17 protein-coding genes and 4 pseudogenes are annotated in these 17,530 nt (G+C 59.6%); 7 read left to right on the plus strand and 14 right to left on the minus strand.

Going from position 1 to position 17,530, the window contains the following annotated elements; all coding sequences use genetic code 11:
• Positions 1-161 precede the first annotated feature (161 nt).
• A complete protein-coding gene (locus AruPA_RS19860; RefSeq protein WP_029314343.1) occupies positions 162-581 on the minus strand; it encodes a putative toxin-antitoxin system toxin component, PIN family in 420 nt (139 codons plus the stop codon).
• Between the two features lie 3 nt (positions 582-584).
• Entirely contained in the window at positions 585-848 is a 264-nt protein-coding gene (locus AruPA_RS19865; RefSeq protein WP_029314344.1) for a ribbon-helix-helix domain-containing protein, read from the minus strand.
• A 463-nt stretch (positions 849-1,311) separates the two neighbouring features.
• Here AruPA_RS19865 and AruPA_RS19870 point away from each other — a divergent pair, with 463 nt between their 5' ends.
• From AruPA_RS19870 to AruPA_RS19890, 5 genes and pseudogenes are all read left to right on the plus strand, one after another.
• Positions 1,312-1,569 (plus strand): WGR domain-containing protein, encoded by a 258-nt coding sequence (locus AruPA_RS19870; RefSeq protein WP_265638491.1) that lies wholly within the window; start codon positions 1,312-1,314, stop codon positions 1,567-1,569.
• 178 nt (positions 1,570-1,747) lie between these two features.
• Positions 1,748-2,326, plus strand: a complete 579-nt coding sequence (locus AruPA_RS19875; protein WP_265638492.1) for a tyrosine-type recombinase/integrase — start codon at positions 1,748-1,750, stop codon at positions 2,324-2,326.
• Complete coding sequence (locus AruPA_RS19880; RefSeq protein ID WP_265638493.1) at positions 2,323-2,742, plus strand: secondary thiamine-phosphate synthase enzyme YjbQ; 420 nt, start codon at positions 2,323-2,325, stop codon at positions 2,740-2,742. The genes AruPA_RS19875 and AruPA_RS19880 overlap by 4 nt, the downstream gene beginning before the upstream one ends.
• A gap of 149 nt (positions 2,743-2,891) precedes the next feature.
• Positions 2,892-3,254: pseudogene (locus tag AruPA_RS19885) on the plus strand (nuclear transport factor 2 family protein); the annotation flags it as partial.
• 12 nt (positions 3,255-3,266) lie between these two features.
• A pseudogene (locus tag AruPA_RS19890) lies at positions 3,267-3,514 on the plus strand (transposase); the annotation flags it as partial.
• A gap of 54 nt (positions 3,515-3,568) precedes the next feature.
• Here the strand turns inward: AruPA_RS19890 and AruPA_RS19895 are convergent.
• The 4 genes and pseudogenes from AruPA_RS19895 to AruPA_RS21875 form a co-directional block, all read right to left on the minus strand.
• A complete protein-coding gene (locus AruPA_RS19895) occupies positions 3,569-5,272 on the minus strand; it encodes a PQQ-binding-like beta-propeller repeat protein (protein ID WP_265638494.1) in 1,704 nt (567 codons plus the stop codon).
• 60 nt (positions 5,273-5,332) lie between these two features.
• On the minus strand, positions 5,333-5,764 hold the full coding sequence (locus AruPA_RS19900; protein ID WP_322784416.1) for a c-type cytochrome: 432 nt from the start codon (positions 5,762-5,764) through the stop codon (positions 5,333-5,335).
• A 276-nt stretch (positions 5,765-6,040) separates the two neighbouring features.
• Complete coding sequence (locus tag AruPA_RS19905) at positions 6,041-6,256, minus strand: ATP-binding domain-containing protein (protein WP_265638496.1); 216 nt, start codon at positions 6,254-6,256, stop codon at positions 6,041-6,043.
• 47 nt (positions 6,257-6,303) lie between these two features.
• Positions 6,304-6,595, minus strand: a pseudogene (locus AruPA_RS21875) (helix-hairpin-helix domain-containing protein); the annotation flags it as partial.
• Between the two features lie 283 nt (positions 6,596-6,878).
• Between AruPA_RS21875 and AruPA_RS19910 the strand changes: the two are divergent.
• Positions 6,879-7,478, plus strand: coding sequence for a hypothetical protein (locus AruPA_RS19910; RefSeq protein ID WP_265638497.1), 600 nt, complete (start codon positions 6,879-6,881; stop codon positions 7,476-7,478).
• 567 nt (positions 7,479-8,045) lie between these two features.
• Here the strand turns inward: AruPA_RS19910 and AruPA_RS19915 are convergent.
• From AruPA_RS19915 to AruPA_RS19935, 5 genes are all read right to left on the minus strand, one after another.
• Positions 8,046-8,819: a hypothetical protein gene (locus AruPA_RS19915; protein ID WP_265638498.1), complete on the minus strand. Its 774-nt coding sequence runs from the start codon at positions 8,817-8,819 to the stop codon at positions 8,046-8,048.
• 289 nt (positions 8,820-9,108) lie between these two features.
• Entirely contained in the window at positions 9,109-12,198 is a 3,090-nt protein-coding gene (locus AruPA_RS19920) for an efflux RND transporter permease subunit (protein WP_265638499.1), read from the minus strand.
• A 4-nt stretch (positions 12,199-12,202) separates the two neighbouring features.
• Positions 12,203-13,090 carry a hypothetical protein gene (locus AruPA_RS19925; RefSeq protein WP_265638500.1) on the minus strand — a complete coding sequence of 296 codons (888 nt, stop codon included), beginning with the start codon at positions 13,088-13,090 and terminating at the stop codon, positions 12,203-12,205.
• On the minus strand, positions 13,087-14,424 hold the full coding sequence (locus AruPA_RS19930; RefSeq protein ID WP_265638501.1) for a TolC family protein: 1,338 nt from the start codon (positions 14,422-14,424) through the stop codon (positions 13,087-13,089). Before AruPA_RS19930 ends, AruPA_RS19925 begins: the two co-directional genes overlap by 4 nt.
• Before the next feature lie 200 nt (positions 14,425-14,624).
• The gene (locus tag AruPA_RS19935; protein ID WP_265638502.1) at positions 14,625-15,767 is read right to left on the minus strand and encodes a heavy metal sensor histidine kinase; all 1,143 of its coding nucleotides are present in this window, start codon (positions 15,765-15,767) and stop codon (positions 14,625-14,627) included.
• Positions 15,768-15,985: 218 nt separating this feature from the next.
• Between AruPA_RS19935 and AruPA_RS19940 the strand changes: the two genes are divergently transcribed.
• On the plus strand, positions 15,986-16,111 hold the full coding sequence (locus AruPA_RS19940) for a hypothetical protein (RefSeq protein WP_265638503.1): 126 nt from the start codon (positions 15,986-15,988) through the stop codon (positions 16,109-16,111).
• Here the strand turns inward: AruPA_RS19940 and AruPA_RS19945 are convergent, their stop codons facing one another.
• From AruPA_RS19945 to AruPA_RS19955, 3 genes and pseudogenes are all read right to left on the minus strand, one after another.
• Complete coding sequence (locus AruPA_RS19945; protein ID WP_265638505.1) at positions 16,112-16,792, minus strand: heavy metal response regulator transcription factor; 681 nt, start codon at positions 16,790-16,792, stop codon at positions 16,112-16,114.
• A gap of 66 nt (positions 16,793-16,858) precedes the next feature.
• Positions 16,859-17,302, minus strand: coding sequence for a hypothetical protein (locus AruPA_RS19950; protein ID WP_265638506.1), 444 nt, complete (start codon positions 17,300-17,302; stop codon positions 16,859-16,861).
• Positions 17,290-17,530, minus strand: a pseudogene (locus AruPA_RS19955) (hypothetical protein); the annotation flags it as partial. The gene AruPA_RS19950 and the pseudogene AruPA_RS19955, both read right to left, overlap by 13 nt.

The raw sequence follows: 17,530 nt of genomic DNA on the forward strand, positions 1-17,530 counted from the left end.
TCCAGCGCCGACACATCGCCAAGCTCATCAAAACCAGCCCAGAGCGGCCGGTGAGTCGTCACGCGCCCACGACGTCAGGTTGCATAGCTAATTGTAGAAGAATTGAATGAAACGCCCTCATGAATAAATGCGGCTAGTTGTCACTCAAGCGAAGGTTCGCATCATGGTAGTCTTTTGTGCAGCACAAGAAATTCGCGCGTTGTAAGGATTTTGGCCCCGTCGTACGTTTTGAGCGGAAGAAGGTCACCCTTATCGCCTGTCACCAGAAAGTCGGCCGCACCAACCGCCGCCATCGCCAATAAATAGTTGTCATGGGGATCCCGCGACACGGTAACGACGGGGAGATCGGAAAGGGGAATGGCGAGATCGCGGATCTCGTTGATGAGACGGCCAGCCAGGGACGGATGCAGCCGTTCCCGGATCTTTGGATATCGCGTCACCCGTATGAGTTCGTCGAGCTGCTCGGTCGAGGTGAGGAGGTCGAATTTGCCCTCGCGCCATAGAACGACAAGGTAAGCCGGCAGTGAAACGCTTGAGAGCAATGCGCTGATGAGGACATTGGTATCGAGGATCAGACGCACGCTTTAGGCTGATTTCAGGACGTGTGCCTGGCGCGTAGCCGAGACGGCTTCGTCGATCATGGCTTCAAGCTCGTCGGCCGGCATATCGGCAAATCGACCGCGGACATCGGCCATTGTTTGATCGAGCACACGCCATTTGACGGCTTCCTCGATGAATTTCGACAGGTCACCTTTTTTCATGCCGCGCTGAGCCAGAAAGCTCCGCACGGTAATATCGGTTTCTTTGGAAACTGATACGGTCCATCTGGTCGTCATATCATTCGGCATGGCACCATCCTGTAGGCGCTTAGGTGTTTACCATCATAACAACCTATTGGTTTTCAGGCAACCGTTATCTGTATCTTGGTGACGTACCACATAGCGGATTGCGATACGCTATGATTAATAGTGTATCAGCCTGGTGCCGCTGATCGCGTTGGGAACCCCAAGGCCCCCGTCAGCGCTGGTGGGCGCAACCGGAACCCGACCGGTGGGCCGACGCGGTCAGCCATTCGCAAACATGCCGATGCCGCCTTGAATGACCACGCCCCCTGCCCCCTCCGTCTCATCAGACGCCGTTGAAATTTCGCCGGTCCCGATGATTTTGGCTGTTCCATCCGCGTGGCGTCGATGATACAGTTTTCGGGTAATGTCGCCCGTTTCAACAGATTCGGTCCCGAACGAGCCTGCAGGCGGAGGCCTCCGACGCTCGCCCCGCCGGCGTCCGGTCCGGGTACCCCGCCCTGCGGCGGTGCAACTGCCGCTATTTCCCGAGCAGGTCACACTTACCCGGATTCGGCCGGAGCTGAACGAACGTCGGTTCTACCAGATCGAGATCATGGCGGATCTGTTCGGTGCCGTCGTCCTGGCACGACGCTGGGGACGGATCGGCCGCAGTTGCCGGATGCGGCTCGAACCTTATGCGGATTTCGGCAGCGCCCTGAATGCGCTGGCAACCCTCGCCCGCCGCAAACGCCAGCGCGGCTATCAGGATCAGCATGCCATCTGATTCAGCGCCGTCCCCGAAGCGACGCCCGGCACTTATCCTCAAAAAACGGGATAAGTCTGGGGACAAAGGCTTGGCCGATGCCAAACCATTGCTGCCAAAGCGGCAGGTTGCCAAATCACGACCCGCTGTAGCCAAGATCGATCGCCCAGAGGAGCGCCCCGACCACGCGTCACAGGGCATGAGCCTGTTCGATGCCACCGGCGCCCGGAAGTATCTCACCGCGGCCGAGCGGGCGATCTTCCTCCGGATGGCGGAACGGGAGGATCGCCAGGTGCGGACCTTGTGCATGACCCTTGCCTATGCCGGATGCCGCTTGTCCGAAGCCCTTGCCCTCACCGCCGATCGGGTCGACCTGTCCTCCGGCGTGCTGGTGTTCGAAACTCTCAAGAAGCGTCGTAGCGGTGTCTATCGGCCGGTGCCGATCCCCCCTGCCCTGTTGGAAGCCCTCGATCTGGTCCACGGCATCCGGGAATGCCAGTCGCGCCGCGAAAAGGGGCGTGACATCCGACTCTGGCCCTGGTCGCGGATGACCGGTTGGCGCGCAGTCCACGCCGTGATGGTAGCGGCCGACCTCACCGGCCCGCACGCTTCACCCAAAGGGTTGCGTCACGGGTTCGGGGTGGCCGCGGTCTCCGCCGGCATCCCGCTTAACCTGGTCCAGAAATGGCTCGGGCATGCCCAGCTCTCCACCACCGCGATCTATGCCAACGCGATCGGCGCGGAAGAGCAGGATATCGCACGGCGGATGTGGGGATGAGACAGGCGCTGCATCGATTGACCGTCGAAACCAGGGGCAAGGGACTGACCGATATCAGCGGGCTTATATTTGACTGGATCGCGGCCCAAAGGATCGAAACCGGCTTGCTGACGGTCTGGTGCCGGCACACATCCGCCTCCCTCACGGTTCAGGAAAACGCTGACCCCACCGTGCGGGCGGATATCCTCCGGTTTTTCGAAGCTCTGGTTCCTGAGGAGACCGGCCGCTATGCGCATGAAGACGAAGGACCGGATGATATGCCGGCGCATCTACGCACGATGCTGACCGAGACCCAGATCAGCATTCCAGTGGCAGACGGGCGGCCGGTGTTCGGGACCTGGCAGGGTCTCTATCTGTTCGAGCATCGACGCCAACCCCACCGGCGCGAGATGGTGTTGCACCTGATGGGTGAGTAAGGCGCGAAACTCTATGCCCTACCCACCGACGCCTTCATTGCCGATGAGGTCGAACACGTACCAATTTGATTCTCTTCGGGTGAGTCAAACCCTGGCCGCCCGCCTCAACTCATGCGAACCTGGCTTTTCAACCGACGGAGAGATCAATCATGGCGGACCATAACCTCGAAGCCCTGTGGGAAGAGCATTGTCGCTATGAGTTCGAAACCCGCGATGTGGACGCCACAATGGCGACCATGGTGGCTGAACCTTACGTCAACCACATTCCGACGATGACGGGCGGGGTCGGGCACGATCAGCTCAAGCGCTTCTACAAATATCATTTCATCGGCGGCAATCCGCCCGACACCAGAATGGTGCCGGTCAGCCGGACGGTCGGCCATGATCGGATCGTCGATGAGATGATCTTCAGCTTCACCCATACTTCAGCGGTCGACTGGATGCTGCCCGCCGTCCCGCCAACCGGTCGGACGGTCGAAATTCCGTTGGTCGCGATCGTTCAATTCCGGGACGGGAAGCTTGCCAAGGACTACGTGGCCTCGACCGAGGGGGTCTGACGCAGCATTTCCTTCCAGGCTACGTGCCGGAAATGAACCCGGACGAGTTGGTCTGGAGCCATTTGAAACGGACAGGATTGGCAAGGAAGCCACTGCGCAAGGGCGAAAAGCCGCGCGAAAAAATCGATGCCCAACTCGCCGCCTTCAAGGAATTACCCGCACTCGTGCGCCCATTCTTCCTTGCGCCCAGTGTAACCTATATTACAGACTGGTGAGTAAATTAGAAAACCACCGGTGTCTGGGCCGATGGTTCTCTCATCTTAACCCGCCTATTTTGGCAGCGCGAAAATCGCCACCGCGTCGCCGTACGGGTAGCTGAGCTGGAAATTGCCGCCGGCGGCCACGGCGATGTATTCACGGCCGGCCACGCTGTAGGCGATCGGCGGGGCGTTGACGCCGGCGCCGAGGTTGAAGCGCCAGAGGCGTTTGCCGGTTTTTGCGTCCATTGCGTCGAACCAGCCGTTGCCTTCGCCGGTGAATACCAAATTGCCGGCGGTCGCCAGCGCGCCACCCATCATCGGTTGGGGCATATGGTCGTTCCAGGCGATCTTGCCGGTATCGACGTTGATGGCCGTCAGTGTGCCGTCCTGCACGCCGTGCGGGACGTTCTTGAAGGTGCTGCCGAGCCGGATCTGACCGGGGATTGCCGGACTGTCTTTTTCGTTGGTGAAGGTCATCAACTGGTTCATGCCCAACACATAAACCTCATGCGTGAGCGGCGAGAATGCAGGCGGCGACCATTCGGAACCGCCGTTGGCACCCGGCAGCATCTGCACGCCCGCGAGCGTGGGTTGGGCGAACATGTTCTTTTGTTTGTCGAACGGTTCGGATTTACGGATCAACTTACCGGTATCGCGGTTCACGATGTAGAACCACGCGGTCTTGCCAGCCTCGCCTGCCGCGGGGACGGTTTTGCCGTTCACCTTGGTGTCGAACAGCAAGACGTTGCTGACGGCGTCATAATCCCACACGTCGTGCTTCACTTCCTGATAATACCAGGCGAGTTTGCCGGTATCGACATGCAACGCGACGATCGAGTCGGTGTAGAGATTATCGCCAAGGCGCGAGGCGCCGTTCAGATCGGGGTTCGGGTTGCCGGTCGAAAAAATCAGCAGGCCACGTTTGGGATCGACCGTCGGGGTGGCCCACACGGTTCCGCCGCCGGTCTTCCAGGAATCGCCGGACCAGCTCTTGTCCTTATCGGTAGTGTTGAACTGCCAGATTTTTTTGCCGGTCTTGACGTCGTAGGCGGCGACGAAGCCACGGATCGGCCATTCGCCGCCGGCGCTGCCTATGATCACCATATTCTTGTAGACGGTGGGCGCCATGGTTTCAGAATAGCCGTATCGCGGATCGGCAACCGTGCTCATCCACGCTTGTTTGCCGGTTGCGGCATCCACCGCAATCAGTTTGTCGTCGAGCGTCAGCATGAACACCTTGCCATCGGCCGCAGCTGCGCCGCGATTGACCGGGCCGCAGCAGATCTGGTTGGTGCCATCGGTGTAGGTGTAAGTCCACAACTTGGCACCGGTTGCCGCGTTCATGGCGACCAGGGCCTGCTTGTCGTTCACCATCGGCGTGGTCAGGTACATGATGCCGTTGACCACGATTGGCGTGGTTTCGAAACTCGCGGTGAAGCCGGTCTGCGCAATCGCCACCGGCGTGAGGTGCGCGACATTGCTGGCGGTGATCTGCTTGAGCGGCGAGAATCGCGAATTGTTGTAATCACGCCCAGTGACCAGCCAGTTCGCGCCGCTTTTCGGCGCTGCCTCGATCATGCCGGAGGTCACAGAAACATTCGCAGTGATCGTCTTGCCGGCGACCTCGGTCTTGCCGCCGGTCTCTGACCCTGCAGCCTCGGTGGCGCCGGCAAATGCGGTATGCGCCATGCCCAGGCATAGCAGCGCTGCGGCCGGCAGCACGGCAGAGCGCAACCGGCGCGACAGCCGGCTGGACGGGATTGGTTTTGTCATTGGCATTTCCTCGTTTGACGTGTGAAGAAGACTAACGCACGAAGGATATTCGGGCAGTGTTCAGGATTTACCAGGATACGGCAGCATGGTGATGCAGGCGGCCGTCTTGTCCGTGAGTGGCGTATTTCCCGCCTTGTACTGATTGTGTTGGAGTATATAAGCGAAAATCGACTGATATTCGACTGGTTTCAAGCTGCCTGGTGCCTGATAGGGCATTTGAGCCGTAATAAACGACAGCAATTGTGTGCCGGTGATTTTAGTAAAATCAAGGTAAGATTTGAACTTGGCGCCACCCAGCGCCGGCCCGGCCCCCCCGGCAAGATTGGTCATGTGGCATGAGGCACAATTGGCATCGTACAAGGTCTTGCCTTGAGCTGCCTGAGCCGTCGTGTAATCCCCTGGCGCGCATGCGGCCCGGCTCAACCCGGGGATTGCCAACCCTACAAGCACTATAAGACCGGCGTTCAGCATTGATCGGCACATGAAATTCATATCCTGACATGATCCTTGATCAAAAATTTTATGGCCTAAAACTAATAGGATCGTGACGGATTTGTAAAGCCAGCAACCCCAGATGTGATCGTTGGTAGAGATCGGGTTCGCTCGGCCCCATTTTCGGGATGCGCAAACGCCATTCACCGAATATCGCGGACAGCAAGCGCCAACACAGTATGGTCCAAGTTTCTTGAAATTCGATAAAAACTGATGCGGTTACCCCCTCACTTCACCCAACTTCCCCCTCGGCTTGTCCGGGTCGATATCGGAATGCTAGGCCAGCCAGTCCCTGAGCTTTGTCCATCGTCGCCGGTCAGATACGTTCCATACCGCAATGGCCACGGCGAGGCCGCTGCCGACCAAAACGCCCAGCCGCTTGCAGCGGGTGATGCCGGTATAGAGCAGATTGCGGTGCAGCACGGCATAGTGCTGCGTCAGCACCGGAATAGCCACCGCCGGGCATTCCAATTCCTGGGATTTGTGGATCATCGCTGCAAAGGCCTGTACCAATGCGTCGAGATCACCAAGGCCATAGACGATATCCCGGCACGGACCCGGATCATCGCCGTCTTTCGATGCCGAGTTTCACGGCGATGGCATCCGCGGTCTTGAGCCCGATGCCACGGATAACCCGACCAGGCGGTAGGGGTTCTCACTCATCACCTGCACGACATCCGCGCCACAGGTCTTGTAAATCCGTATCGATGGCGCGGCACTAACACCATGGTTGTGAAAGATCACCATGATCTCCCGGATGACCTTCTTTTCGGCCCAGGTCGTCACAATCCGCTGGGCGCGCACCACGCATATCCCAAGGAGCTCACGCAGTCACTCTGGGTTTGCCTCGATCACACGTCAGTCACTATGTCTCTTGAGCGGCTCGATGGCTTGAAAAACGGTGATAAGCCAGGGACGCTGGGTCCGTAGCAGTCTTGCACCTCACCTGGTGGCGCAGGTCGCGAGTGGCCCGTTGGGGGCACCATGTTGCATGTCGGATTTAAACAACCGCCAGTTTGGGGGATTGAACTGCCCTCGGGTTATAGTTTACGGCGGGTCCGCGAACAGACTTTCAATCCGAAAACGCACGTCTAAATTGGGGAAGCAACACAAAATGACGCCTGAAGTTTTTTCCTTTCCAACCTCGGTCTTCGTGCCCTTGGGCCTCGCTTTTTTTGGCCTTGGAACAGGGTATCTTATCTATGGACCGCAGGAGCTGTTTGGCTTTCCAGAGCGTAGCCCCGCCGTTGACTGGGCAAATGGTTGGTATGGCGTATGGATGCCCGGCTTTCTGCAATTCCTCTGCGGGACGTATATCCTCGTCGGGCTTACTTGGTTTCATGTCTTCAAGGGCGCGCCGCTTTATGCAGCTGGCATCCTTACCACGGTTTTCGGTGTGCATTGGTTCGCAATTGGACTTAGCCGTATGCGCCAGGGCGATATGCGAGTGAACGGTTTCATGGCCATCGCTTTCTTCCTCGTTAGCATTCTTGGTCTTATCGTATTCGCCGAAGCAGGCGACATTCCGGTCGCCATCTTATTCGTTGGGCTAACCTGCGTTTATTTCTCGGGTATATTTTCTTATTTTGGTATTGCGTCACCCTTCAGCCTGCGTGCCCAAGGGTTCTTCCATACCATCACGGGCCTTTGGCTGATGTATCTCACATATGGGATTGTTCTGGATCTCGCTCTCGGCTGGCACCTAACTATCTAACCTTCTCGATATATCCGGCCAGCATATTTCATATGCTGGCCGTCCGACACCCGCAGCACGCAGAACCCGTTTTCCGAATTGTGGAAAGTGACGCGCTCGACCAAGCCGGCGAGGATTTCACGTGCCGCCGTGGCTTCGTTTCAAACTAACCCGCCGGAATGCTAATCCATAGCGACAGGCGACGCTTTGAGCGACCGGAGGTCAAGGCTGATCATCCCTCCGCGCCCCAATCGGACCACCATTGTGGTTCGTTGTGTTACCAGCACCGATCAATGGGCCGTTACGGTTGTCTCCCCCTGTACCCGATAGCCCCCAGAATAATTCCACTACGCGCGATAATATGCGTTATCGCGACTCAGTCTCCTTCTTGTCGCTCTTCATTATTAATATCGACAAAACTGTTAACTCAATAAAATTATGGCTCATCGCCCGAAATAAATTATACTATTTAATACATAAACTTGATTATCAAAGTCTTTATCAGGGGATTAAACGCGTATTGTCATTATACTATTATGCTAAAGCGCTCACCGAACTTCCGACTATCATGAGGACGCACTTCTACTCTTATTCTGCCATGTCCGAGGCCAAACGCCGCTGCCGAAAACGCAAGCAAATGTAAACAACCACCATTCCTACCGCGAGACTCAGCACCGCCGCAGTTGCGGCTGTGCCATATCCGAGACCACTCGTCGAAACCGGTTTGTCAAACCAGTCAGCGAAAGATGCGCCCATTGGTCGCGTCAAGATATAGGCCACCCAAAACGACGCAACCTCGTTCATGCCAAACGCAAAATAGGCAATGCCAGGTACTGCAAACAAGGCAGTGAATAGGATCGCCGAATTGAGATATCCCATGCCAAAGGTTGCGGCTGTAAGGTCACCGGCGGCAGTTCCGAGCGCGAAGGTCGCGATCACGGTTGCCCAGTAGAAGGCTTCACGTCGCGGCGTTTCGACCGTATGGATTGAGAGAGAGCGTTCAACGCTGTTCCACGTCCACAGAATGGCAAACAGCACGATTGCAAACATCATGGTCGAAACAGCATAAGGTACGCCGAGAACCACATGCATCACATCGGCCACCATGGTACCAAAAATGCTGACCATCACGACCAGAAGCCAATAGATCGCGGGAACAAGGCGACGTGTGCTGAACTGCAACGCGAGCGCTCCAAGGAACCCTAACCCCCCGCCAACGACCGAGAGATAGGGATTGGTGTGGAAGACGAGAAAATCCGACGTCGCCTCACCCATCGCTGTAGAAAGTATCTTCGCTATCCAGAATGACAAGGTAACCTGCGGAACTTTGGTTCCGTAATACCAATCTTCGTCCATGCGCATGAAGAGTCCGGTCGATCTCACTGCCATTGTTTTCCTCAATTTTGGATGACACCGCGATAGGTGCCCGCGGAGCAGGCGACAACCCCATCGGATGAACACATCAATGAAAGTGCCGTGATCAGGATGGGAACGGGGAACATACCGACGTTTTTCGAGGAACCCATTCAGAGCCGGATGCCGATTGGAGAGAGAAAAAATGAGGCAAGTGAAATGCATGGTGCTTAACCGCCGCGGAGCGTAGTTCAAACGATCGCTCCACGATATCCGACGGCGGCGCGTGACACCCATCTCAAGACCGATCCTGCGCGGACTCGAACTTTACGAAACGGCCAGCGAGACTTGGTAATAGTAGTAGGGTTAGGATGGTAGCGCTGATTAAGCCGCCCAAAATGACGATCGCCATCGGCCCCTCGATCTCGTCGCCTGTGGTGCCGGCACTGAGCGCAAGGGGTAGTAAGCCGAGAGCGGTAACGAGCGCGGTGATCAGAATGGCGGGCAGCCGGTCCATCGCGCCCTGGCGCACGGTGGCGGCATCCCAGCGCTGGCCGTGGTCTCTCACCAACCGGCCGTAATGGATCATCAGCATCAAGCCGTTGCGCAGTGCGATGCCAAACAAGGTTACAAAACCAACCATGCCACCAAGCGACACGTTGGCGGGCCCGGTGAGCCAGACTGCGGCGATGCCGCCAATGAGTGCGAATGGTAGGCTCAGGGCCAGCAGCGCGACAGCGCGACCACGTTGAAGTGCAACGCCGAGGAGGCACAAAATAGTGATCAGCGCGATCGCGCTATAGGCCAACAGCTTGTTGCGTGCTGACCCGGCAGACACCGCAGTGCCGCCATAGGTTACGTAATCCCCTTGGCTGAAATGGAACTTTGCCATGGCACGTTTCGCCGACGCAAGAAACGCGGCACTATGACCTGATGCGATGGCAACCGAGATCACCTGCACTCGCCGACCACCGTCATGGAGGATCAACTGCGGTGATTCGGTATCGGTGATTCTGGCGACAGATCCCAGCGGTATGATCGAGCCCGTGGTGGTTGCTATCGGAAGACTGACCAACGAATTTGGATCGTGTCGAAAGCGCGCCGGCAGCGTAAGCACGATCGGCACGATCCTTACGCCGCGATACACCTGACCCACAGTCTCGCCAGCATATGCGGCTGCTACCGTTTGCAGCAGCGCACGTGCGGTTACACCATCGCGTCGCATGGCATGCCGCCGCGCACGAATCGTGATCGAGGCAGTATTCGGCGGAGCCTCGAGAGTGATCGCACCATGCCCCTTGAGACCACGCAGGAGTGTCGCGATCCGTTCGGCGTCATGACCTAGGGCTTTCATGTGTGGGCCATAGACCGTCACGATCAACGGGGCAGTGAAACCCGACAAGCCTTCGTGAAGGCGTTCTGCTAAAAACGTGTTTACCCAGAACCGGGTCCCCGGGGCACCACGGATCGCGTCCAGCAGTTGCTGCGCGGTGGCAGCGACATGGCTCGACGCACCGCGGCTTAAGGTCATGTCGATCTCAGCCTTGTTGGTACCCGGATGGCCGTTGCCTAGGTTGGCCCGGCCAATATGCATCACGACAGCCTTCACCGATTTCTCGTGATCGAGCTTCGTGAACACCTGCTTGCCGATCGCGATCATCGTGTCGATCGATGTTCCCGGTGCAGTCTGGAAATGCATGATAACCTGGCGCGCATTGAACTGCGGCAGAAAACTAACGCCGAAACCGGCGACGCTCGCCGCCGCTGCCCCAAAAAGCAGCACAACGACTGCGATGAATAGCCCGAACCGCCGATTCACCTGCGCAAGCACGCCGCTATAGAGACGATGCGCTGTCCGGATCGGACCGGGCTCTCGGTCGCTGACCCCTTTGCCGGTCAGCATCAGGCCGGCCAGGGCCGGAGTAAGGGTCAGCGCGACGACTAATGACGATAAAATAGCGGCAATGTAGGCGATGCCAAGCGGCGCAAAAATGCGACCTGACACGCCGCCAAGCAGCAGGATCGGAATGAATACGATAACGACGGCGAGGGTAGCGTAAATAATTGCACTTCGTACTTCGACCGAGGCGTGCAGAATGACGTCGAACGCCGGCTCTGGCCGCTGAAGCGCGCGATTTTCCCGCAGCCGACGATAGATGTTCTCAGCATCGACCACCGCATCATCGACGACGGCGCCTAGCGCGATCGCGAGCCCTGCCAGCGCCATCACGTTCAGTGTAACCCCGAGCAGGCGCAGGAGCTCCGTGGCCATCAGCAGTGAAACCGGGATCGAGACGAAGGAAATCAGTGTGACACGCCAGTTGCGCAACACCAGCAGTAATACAATCAGGATCAGGCCGGCCCCAATCGCCAGATCGAGCACTACCTGATGCAACGCTGTATGAATGAAGCTCGACACCTGCATGGCATTGACCACATGCACACCCTGATCGTGCAGGGTCGGCGCCAAACGTGCCAACGCCTGATGCAGAGCTGTCGTGACGGCGAGGGTGTTAGCACCATAGAGCGTGCCGATCACCAGAACGATCCCGGGCTTGCCATGCACTAGAGCGGTTCCGTATCGTGGCGGCGGTGCACGGTGAAGTCTTGCGATGTCGCCGAGCGTGATCGGAATTCCGCTACGATGCGCGATCACGCTCGATGCGAGATCGGTAACCCCCCTGACCTGGGCATGTGTGTCGATCACGAGTTGCTGATTACCCGTGTTGATCCAGCCACCGCCGAGCACGGCACTACCATCGCGCGCGGCGGTCGCGACGCTGTTCAAGCCCAGATGGGCAGCAATCAGCCGTGCCGGCTCCGCCTCGATCATTAGCTGTTCCGGGGCCGAACCAAAGCCGACCACCTGGGCAACGCCGGGAACATTTAGCAGCGCCGGGCGAATGACACTTTGCATCAAGGCGGTGAGTTTCATCAGTGACATGCGTGACGATTGCAACCCGAGCACCATGACGGTGCCTGTTGAGGATTGCAGCGGCGTCACCACTGGGGTCACCCGCGCGGGCAAGCTGGCAGCCACGCTCGCAATCGCACCGGCGACCAATTCACGATCCCGATAGATGTTGGTGCCACCATGAAAGACGACTTTCACGACCGAAAGCCCCGCTTGCGATTGCGACTGGGTCTTTGCCAATCCCGGCAGTCCACCCAAAGCCAACTCCAGCCGGTCGGTCACTAATGCTTCGACCTGCTTGGGATCGAGACCGGGTGCCTGGGTCTGAATCGTCACCGTCGGCGGGATAAACTCGGGAAATACGCCGTATTGCGCGGTCCTTAGCCGGAAAGCGGCGAATATGACGAACAGGGCAACCAGAATGGTGACTGGAATCCGATGACGCAGGCACACGTTGACGATAGATTGGAGCATCGTCTCAGTGCTTCGGTGCGGCGGAGAGCATCACGCCGGCGCCACTGACCACGATCTTCTGCCCCGGCTGCAACCCGGTGGCGACGAAATAACGCGTCGCACCGCCCGATCCGCCCATCCGGAGCGCGCCCGTGATCGCCACCATGTCGAACTGGTTCGGCCCGGTCTCGCGGAAGACGAATTTATGACCGTACCGGTAGATGAGCGCCGTGGCGGGCACTGCGACGCCGGCACGGTGCGGCCCCTCCGCCATCGTCACCGAAACTGGCAGCCCGACAGAAAGGTCCGCCGGTCCCGTATAATAGAAGCCCTGCCCGATCAGGCCAGATGGAAGGTGAGTTGCCCGCCCAATCAGCCGCAGGCTGATTTTCGTCCCCTCGGCGGTTTCGCCCTGCGCCGTTGCCGGGGGGTTGAACGGTGCGCCTGTGACCGCGGTTTCGATCAACGAACGCTTTCCGTCGTTCAAGGCTGCCATCGACGAGCCCCCGTCGACCAGCGCCGCGCCGAGCGCCGCACCCCAGTCGACACGTGCGCGGCTTATCAGCGAATCTTCGGTCGCGCGCGCCGTCGCGTCACGGGCTTGCGCAGCCTGCAACGTCGCCATCGCGATGTTGTGGCTCGCGCCATAGAGTTGCCTGGCCCTGGCCAGCGATTGTGCGCTGAACCTGCCGGTAGCCCGGGCCGCGACGATCCGGTTGCGCAACGCGATCAGCGGCCCGGGATCGAGTACGACGCCGTAGCCGGTGCGATAGGGTGCGAACCGGGCGGCCGCGAGGGGTTGCACCACCACCCCGCCGGCGCGCTGGGCCGCGGCATCGACCTTAATCGACGCGCGCGCGCTGGCAGGCAGGACAGCAAGCAGCCCCAGGGCAGCAGCAATATGTCGGTTCACGATGCAGAAGCTCCGAAAATAGGATGATACAAGGCATTCTCGACTCGGCCGATCGCGGTACGTTCCTCCATCCGCGCGGTTAGCAGGTCGGTCTGGGCAAAATATGCTGCCTGTTCAGCGCCGATTAGCCGCAGCCGGCCGATCGCACCCGCGGCGAATGCCGCGCGGGAGTAGCGTACCCGCGCCGCCGCAGCATGAAGGGCCGAGCGCGCTGCCGCGATCGTCCGAAAACTGGCTCGCAAATCGGCTATCGCGGCGTCGATTTGCGCCAGCGCGTTCTGCTGGGTCAGATCGAATTGCGCGGCTGCGCGTTCACGACCGGCGCGGGCCGCTGCAATCGGACCCTGATTCTGGTTGAAGATCGGTAGCGGCAGCGACAGGCCCAGAATATATTTGTTCTCACCCTGGTCGTAATTGTAGCCGGGTCCGATCGAGAGAGATGGGTACTGGCCGGCAATCGCAAATCGAAGTTTATCCTGGGCCGCAGCGTAGTTGGCCAGGGCTTCCTGCACATCGGGCCGCGTTGCCAGCGCTGTCGCGCCGAGTTGCTCCAGATGGGCAGGGAGCGGGTGGTCGCGAAAGGCATCGAAGTCGATCGCCACGCCACGTAATGCCGAGGACGGCATCCCGATTGCGCCCGCCAGTGCCACCTTTGCCAACCTCACGCGGCGTTCGGCTAGCGCGCGGGCAAAGTCCTGCTGTTCGGCCGTAACGACGGCGAGATTGTCGCTGGCCGCCGAAATCATCCCCGCTGCATAGCGTTGCCTGGTGACATGTGCTGCCTGGTCGGCCAGCGCCGCGCCTTGCCGTGCTGCGCGCAATGCCGCCGCAGCGTACCACAGCGAAAGCAGCGCGCCCCGTACCGCGGACCGCTCCTGCCAAGCCGCAACCAGCACCTTCGCCCGCGCCGCGCCGAGCAAGGCGCGTGCTTCCGCGATCCGTGCCGGCCGGGCGCCGTAGCTTGTGATCAGAAACGTCACGAGTGGGCCGACTTTCCAGGGCGAGGGGATAAAGTTGCTCGAATTGTAGGTTGGCGCCAGTGACAAGGTCGGGTTGGGCAGCGCGCGCGCCGTCAGTCCGTTGGCGAGGGCGACCGACAGTTCTGCGTTCGCGATCCGTAGCGTCGGGCGCTCATACACCGCGACCAGCGTGAGCGTTTCGAGCCCCCAGCGCGACGGCGGAGCGGGGTGCCCCATCGCGGCTAGAAATTTTCCGAGCCGTGGGTCCGACAGGCTGCGGGCCTCGAGGGCGTGACCGGTTGCCATCGCGTCGATCGGTTTGCGCCGGTAAACCGCACAACCGGCAAGGCCGCCCAACAGGGTTCCGAGTGCCATGGCTCTGAGAACCGTCCGCCTCATAGGGAGTCGCCCCAACTGATTATCAGTCGTCGAACCGTCGTCATGAACCAGAAACTTTTGATGTGACCTATCCTTATCCTGCCCGTTGGCACCACGGCGTTGCCATCTCACGAGCCAGAGGCGGACCTGGTAGCAGTGCAATCTGACATTTCCCGCACGTTAGAATGACGATTTCGTCAGATTGGTGTGTACGGGCTGCTCGTTGGTTCACGTCCTTGCGAGGGTATCGACAAAATCGCGCGGGTTCCCTGGCCAAGTTCGCTGTCGATCGAAACGGTTCCGCCGTGCAGCGTGGCGATACTGCGGACAACCGAAAGCCCGAGGCCAAAGTTGCCACCCTTGCTGGACCGGGCACGGTCGGCCCTGTAGAATCGGTTAAATACGTAAGGTAGATGAGTAGCCGCGATGCCCCGGCCGGTATCGGCAACCTCGATATGCAGTCGCGCGGTGTCGTCTTGCCGCACGCGCACACCGACGCTGCCGCCGCGGGGCGTATGGGCGATTGCATTGGCCACCAGATTGCCGATCGCCTGCTGAAACAGCGTGCGATCGACTATCGCGCGCAATGGTTCGGCAGTCTCCGCCGACAGCGCGATTCCGGCGTCAACTGCGGCCGGCTCGTAGAACTCCAGGATCGCAGCGATTTCGGCAACGACATGCAGCATCTCGAAATGCGGATGCTCACCGGCGGTTTCGGCGCGCGCCAGGAACAGCAGGCTCTGGATAACCCGGTTGATCCGGCCGCATTCCTCCAAGGCCGAGCCAAGCACCTCGCGATATTCCGCTGGCGCCCGCCCCCGGCCAAGGGCCACCTCGATCTCACCGCGCAGATTATTGATCGGCGTACGCAATTCGTGCGCCACGTCGGCCGAGAACTGCGAGACCTGGACGAACGAGTTTTCCAGCCGGTCCAGCATGTCGTTGAACGTGTCGGCGAGCGATTGGAGCTCGGTCGGCAAACCCGCCATATCGAGCCTCTCGTGCAAGGTCGAGGAGCGGATCGTTCGCGCAGTCCTGATGATGCGTTCAACCGGGCCCATCCCGCTTCGGGCGATCGCGAAGCCGATGGCCGAGCAGAGGGCGAGCGACAGGGTCAGCACGAACAGCAACCGCTCGCGGTAATTAACCAGAAGGCGCTGCTCGTCGGTCCGGTCGATCGCCACCTGGAAAATCCGGCCCACATCGCCAGGGCCGGCCACGCGTGTGCTCAACGTCTGGAACAATTCGCCGGCCCGTATCTGGATTGTGCGAATGACATGGTGGCCGGGCGGGATCGCCAGCAGCCCCGGAAAATCCGAGACCGGTACCACCCGGTCCATACCCTTGGTTTCCAGCCGGGTCCGGCCGTCGGGGCCGATGACGCGGATCCAGATGAGTTGCGCGCGCGAATGGGCCGGTCGGGCTGGCGAGCAAATGACGCGTGGTCGTCGTGTCGGCCGGCGAATGGACCAGATATTGCAGATTTGCCGCCGTATTGCTCAGAACGTGCCGGTCCTCCGCCTTCATGTTGGCCGAGACGGTCCAATACAGGAAACTGGTGGCGATTAGGATCAGCAGGAACGAACTTCCTGCGTACCAGGCCGTCATCCGCATGATCATCGAGCCACCGGCGCGGCTGGTCTTCGCACCCGGCGGGCCGCTGGCGCGGCTGCGATCTGCCTGACTACCTTCCGGATCGATCTTCAAGGACATATCCAATTCCGCGAATGGTATGGATCAGCTTGTGGTCGAACGGGTCGTCCACCTTGGCGCGCAGCCGGTGCATGTGAACATCCACTATATTGGTCCCGCTGTCGAAATTGATGTCCCAGACCTGCTCGGCGATCAGCGTTCGCGAGATGACATCGCCGGTCCGTCTCGCGAGCAGGGATAGAAACAGAAACTCCTTTGGGGTCAGATCGAGCACCAGGCCGCTCCTGGTTGCCCGGTGACGCTCCACATCGATCTCGAGGTCGGCGACCTGCACTGCTGCGGCCTGACGCACCGGCCCGCGCCGAAGGATGGTCCTGATCCGTGCCAGCAACTCGTTGAACGCGAACGGCTTGACCAAATAGTCGTCGGCGCCGAGTTCGAGACCGTGAACCCGGTCCGGTACGCTGTCGCGCGCGGTCAGGAACAGAGCCGGCGTCTGATCGCGCCGCTGACGCAGCGTCTTGAGCAACGACCAGCCGTCCTGACCCGGCAGCATGACATCGAGAATGATCAGATCGTAGCCGCCCTGGCGCGCGAGATGGGCGCCGTCGTCACCATCTTCCGCGACATCGACGCTGAAGGCGTTTTCCTCGAGCCCTTTCTTTAGATAGGTCGCGGTCTTGGCTTCGTCTTCGACGATCAGGATTTTCATGGCAAAGCGCTCATTGCGGTTTGTGCACCGGCGGAGACGTCATGCTTCGGAAGCCGGTATTCTGTCTTAGCAAAATATCTCCGTTCCAAAACGGCGTGGCCGCCGTGCGTGGGCGCCGACGATCCGGCCATCCGGCAGAGCTGCGACAAGCTGGCGCAGCGGTGTATTCAGGTTGCGCGCATCCTCCGTGATATTCAATGTTGAGAACGGCGTTTGGACACGCTCGGCGACGATCGTCCCGATCCAGAGCCGCGCCATAGCACCATCGGGCATCGGAATCAGGCCATCAGAACGCCAGAGACGGAGGACAAGGCGATCTATGTTCGCCGTTCCGCTCGCCGTGCGGATCATCACCAATTTTTCAGAACGGCCGCGTGCAAGGCGCGGCAACACTGCAAGCAGAGCGAGATCGACATGCGGTGACAGAAAATGGGTGGACACGGAAGGCATTTTACGGACGGTAGACCTGAACGACGCAGGAACATACGACATTGCGCTCAGCAGTGACATTCACCGATCCAGGCTTCTCGGCCCTTCTGGACCAGGAACCATACGACGCCGAGCAAAGTGACGGCATCAATCCACCAGGCACCGGTGATGGCGCTAGTGGTCGAGTAGCTCGGCCATTCGGCTTCGCCCTCACGGATCCGGGCAGGCGGCTTTCCCGCACCCGGCTCTTCCTGGAAGTCACCGGCTGCGAGCCGTTCGTGGCGTCCATGGATGAGTGATTCGAGGTTG

The sequence above is a fragment of the Acidiphilium sp. PA genome (assembly GCF_026191915.1).
Taxonomy (GTDB): Bacteria; Pseudomonadota; Alphaproteobacteria; order Acetobacterales; family Acetobacteraceae; genus Acidiphilium.